Raw genomic sequence first — 4,058 nt, 5'->3', positions numbered from 1 at the left:
TACGCAAGTAAGTAAGATCCCTCAAAGACGATGAGGTAGATAGGTTCGAGGTGGAAGTGTGGCGACACATGGAGCTGACGAATACTAATCGATCGAGGACTTAACCAAATTCTTAAGAACCTTCAATATACGTTTATCCAGTTTTGAGAGAACAAAATCTCTACATACAAGTGGAGTGATGATGGCAAAGAGGTCACACCCGTTCCCATGCCGAACACGGAAGTTAAGCTCTTTAGCGCCGATGGTAGTTGGGGGCTTCCCCCTGTGAGAGTAGGACGTCGCTTCGCAATCAAGCACCGTACAATCGTACGGTGCTTTTTTATGTAGAAAAATTTTTTCCTACTATCCCTTTTGTAAAAGCATAAATTATATTTTTGATTGTTAAAGAAAACTATTTAATTTAGCAATGATCATTCACCATTCTGAATCCTCCCTCTTTCATCCTGTGCACTTTCACTTTAGAATAGAATTAATGTAACTATGAAGGGGTGAACAATCTATTGATTCTTATTATAGATAATTATGATTCGTTTACATTTAATCTCGTACAATATATTCGTAATATTGGTGAGGAAGTAATGGTTTTACGTAATGACCAAGTAACAATTGAGGAAATAACATCCATCAAACCTGATGCCATTTTAATTTCACCTGGACCTGGGAATCCATCAACGGCAGGAATTTGTCTGGAAGTGGTAAAGGAATTTTATCAAACCATCCCGATTTTAGGTGTTTGTCTAGGCCATCAAACAATTGCTCAAGCATTCGGAGGAATTATAAAAAAAGCTGCAAAACCTATGCATGGTAAAGTATCAGCCATTCAACATGATGCTCAGGAGATTTTCAGTGATTTGCCTTCGCCACTTAAAGTGGCAAGATATCATTCATTGATTGTGGATGAAATAACACTTCCCGACTGTTTGCAAATAAGTGCTACAAGTGAAGATGGAGAAATTATGGCTCTTCGTCATAAACAATATCCTGTGGAAGGGGTACAATTCCATCCTGAAGCAATCTTAACTGAGCATGGCCAGCAAATGATAGGTAACTTTTTCAAAAATAAAATCAAAGGGAATAGACTATGCACACATTAAAAGAACAAAGAGAGCCTCTTTTATCCTTCGAATTTGCAGGCAGTGATGGGAAGATACAGCCGCTGACTTTTCGAAATCCGATGAAAATAATAAGTGCCACTACAGTAGAGGAGGTAATGGCTTGTCTAATGGAAGTGGAAAAAGCTGTAGACCAGGGCTTCTATGCAGCGGGCTATTTATCATATGAAGCTGCCCAGGCATTTGATGAAGCTATGAAAGTAAACAATAAAAGTGAAATGCCATTACTGTGGTTCGGTATATATGCTGAGCCTCTTCAAGAAACAGTAGGAAGCAACGGCCGTTATACAATAAGTGAATGGGTCCCATCTGTTTCGGTCGATGAATATCATTCAGCTATTAAATCGATTAAGGAATCCATTGAAAATGGTGATACATATCAAACGAATTATACAATACGCTTGAATTCTTTGTTTAAGGGAGACGAGATTGCATTTTTCGACAAATTAAGAAGAGCACAATCATCTAATTACTCTGCCTATCTACAGACGGGTGATTATAGTATATTGTCCGCGTCGCCTGAACTATTCTTCCATCTTAAAGGAAACAAGCTGACAACCCGTCCGATGAAAGGAACCATCAAAAGAGGAAAAACTTCAGATGAAGATGAAGCAATGGCGGATGAGCTGTATCATTCAGACAAAAACAGAGCAGAAAATGTGATGATTGTCGATTTACTGCGAAATGATCTTAGTGTTGTCGCAAAAACGGGAACTGTGAAAGTAGAAAAATTGTTTGAGATAGAACGATACCCAACAGTCCATCAAATGACATCTACCATTACAGCAGAAATCAAAGAAGATATAGCTCTTACAGATATCTTTAAAGCACTGTTTCCTTGTGGTTCTATCACGGGTGCACCCAAAATTAGAACAATGGAAATTATAGAGGAACTAGAAGGTTCTCCTCGTGAGGTTTACTGTGGGACAATCGGTTATATCACCCCAGCAAAGGAAGCCATATTTAATGTGCCGATTCGAACAGTAATGATTAAGAACGAAACAGGTAAAGCCACTTATGGAGTAGGGGGAGGCATTACATGGGATTCGACTGCTGAAGATGAATATCATGAAGTAGTAGCAAAAGCTCTTTTACTTGAAGAAGAGCGCCCTCTTTTTTCATTGCTGGAGAGTCTTTTACTGTCAGATGGTGAATACCTTTTGCTAGATGAGCATTTGGAGAGACTTCAAGCTTCTGCAAAGTACTTCAACTATGAAGTAACTTTAGAAAGTATTCGTAGTGATTTGTTAAGACATGCAGAATCCTTTTCTAATGGAGATTATAAAGTTCGATTATTGGTCAATCACACTGGGGAACCAGTAATCGAAGTGGAACCAATAGCCAAACAGTCTCCTGATCTTAAATGCAGATTAGCAGATCAACCTATAGATCAGAACAATCCTTTTTTATATCATAAAACGACAAATCGTGAAGTATATGCGGAGTTTCAAAGAAAGTATCCTGATTCATTTGATGTTTTGCTATGGAACAAAGAGGGGGAGCTAACTGAATTTACGAATGGTAATCTAGTTGTTGAAATGGATGATGCGTACTATACACCTCCTGTAAGCAGTGGCTTACTTGCTGGCACGTTCCGCAAATCTTTGATATTAGAGGGGAGAGTGTTAGAAAAAACGTTGACAGTTGAGGATCTAGAAAAGTGTCAGAATATCTGGTTCATCAATAGCGTAAGGAAATGGGTACCTATCACGTTAATATGAAATTCAACACTTAGTAAATAAAAATAAAAGCACAACTAGTTCTTAGTTGTGCTTTTTTAGGTACATCACCCTTGGTGATTTTATGAAATGGATGAATATAGATGAGTAGTGTTAGTCACGCGCTTAGCCATTGCTTTAGCATAGGCACGCTTACGCTGACGTTCGAGGTTTTCTGAGACAGTTAACCGAATGCATAATAACCGTTCTTCTTTTGGGAGACGAAGCCATTCAGAGGATTGGATTAGCATAAGAAAACTCCTTTCGATTGTACATTCCAATGAAATATTAATCCTGGCCAATATTCATCTAAGATGCATTTATACGACAAGTAAGTAATCTAGCTGATGATACCGACTCTAGCTTATGAAAAAGAAGAGTGGGTTATTCGTTTTTTTAGTGTGATTATATGGTGAAAAACTATATGTTGTTTTAACTTTCCGTCTGTAAAAGTACAGCAGATGTCATTGGTAGATAAATCAAAGAGTAATTTGGAGCATATAAGTTACCAAATATAGGATGAATTTAACTAGTGAAGTTAATTTAGCCTGTTTGGTGAGAAGTTAAACATAAAAAAACTAGAATTTATTATTTAGAAGTTTTTTGAATGTGTTTTTAGTGAATGAGAGTTAGGACCTGAAATTGAATTGTACTATCTTTATGAAAGTTGAAAAAGAGGTTATACCTATGATGAAAATACGCTAGCTGATAGGTTTAAAGAGATGATAAGCTTCTGTTTTTAGCGTAAAGGGATGATAGATGTTTGTAGGACAGTAGAGGTAAAAAAATAAGTGAATTAGTTATTGACTTATATTTAAAAATATAATATTATATTTAAGTCGCAATAAACGACGAATCATTATCAATCTAATAGTTAATAATTTATTTGAATAAAAACGTTGACTTACTAGTGTAGTTCTGGTAATATTATTGAGTCGCTGTTAAAACAATATATTGAAATAAAAAAGTTGTTGACAAAGACATTGAAGATATGATAAGATATAAAAGTTCGCTAAAGAACTTAAATATGAACCTTGAAAACTGAACAAGCAAGATGTTAATCATTTAAACTTACTAACAATTGTTAGTTTTAAAGTCATTATCGTAAAGATGATGCGCTAGTGAAATTTTGAGCAATCAAACACTTTTATGGAGAGTTTGATCCTGGCTCAGGACGAACGCTGGCGGCGTGCCTAATACATGCAAGTCGAGCGAATGACGAGGAGCT

3 protein-coding genes and 3 rRNA genes are annotated in these 4,058 nt (G+C 36.5%); 5 read left to right on the top strand and 1 reads right to left on the bottom strand.

Translation table 11 applies throughout. The annotated features are described in order from the left end of the window. From RCJ93_RS16470 to pabB, 4 genes are all read left to right on the top strand, one after another. A 23S ribosomal RNA gene (locus tag RCJ93_RS16470) occupies positions 1–108 on the top strand; the annotation flags it as partial. Positions 109–171: 63 nt separating this feature from the next. Beyond that, positions 172–287: ribosomal RNA gene (gene rrf, locus RCJ93_RS16465) — 5S ribosomal RNA — on the top strand. Between the two features lie 213 nt (positions 288–500). Next, a complete protein-coding gene (locus tag RCJ93_RS16460) occupies positions 501–1,094 on the top strand; it encodes an anthranilate synthase component II (protein WP_446739600.1) in 594 nt (197 codons plus the stop codon). Further along, the gene (gene pabB / locus RCJ93_RS16455; RefSeq protein ID WP_446739599.1) at positions 1,082–2,833 is read left to right on the top strand and encodes an aminodeoxychorismate synthase component I; all 1,752 of its coding nucleotides are present in this window, start codon (positions 1,082–1,084) and stop codon (positions 2,831–2,833) included. Before RCJ93_RS16460 ends, pabB begins: the two co-directional genes overlap by 13 nt. A gap of 80 nt (positions 2,834–2,913) precedes the next feature. Here the strand turns inward: pabB and RCJ93_RS16450 are convergent, their stop codons facing one another. Further along, positions 2,914–3,081: a hypothetical protein gene (locus RCJ93_RS16450; protein WP_158512602.1), complete on the bottom strand. Its 168-nt coding sequence runs from the start codon at positions 3,079–3,081 to the stop codon at positions 2,914–2,916. Between the two features lie 895 nt (positions 3,082–3,976). Here RCJ93_RS16450 and RCJ93_RS16445 point away from each other — a divergent pair. After that, positions 3,977–4,058, top strand: a 16S ribosomal RNA gene (locus RCJ93_RS16445); the annotation flags it as partial.

The organism is Rummeliibacillus sp. BSL5, assembly GCF_052928305.1.
The sequence above is the reverse complement of the archived record's forward strand: the minus strand, read 5'-3'. Positions and strand labels throughout refer to the sequence as shown.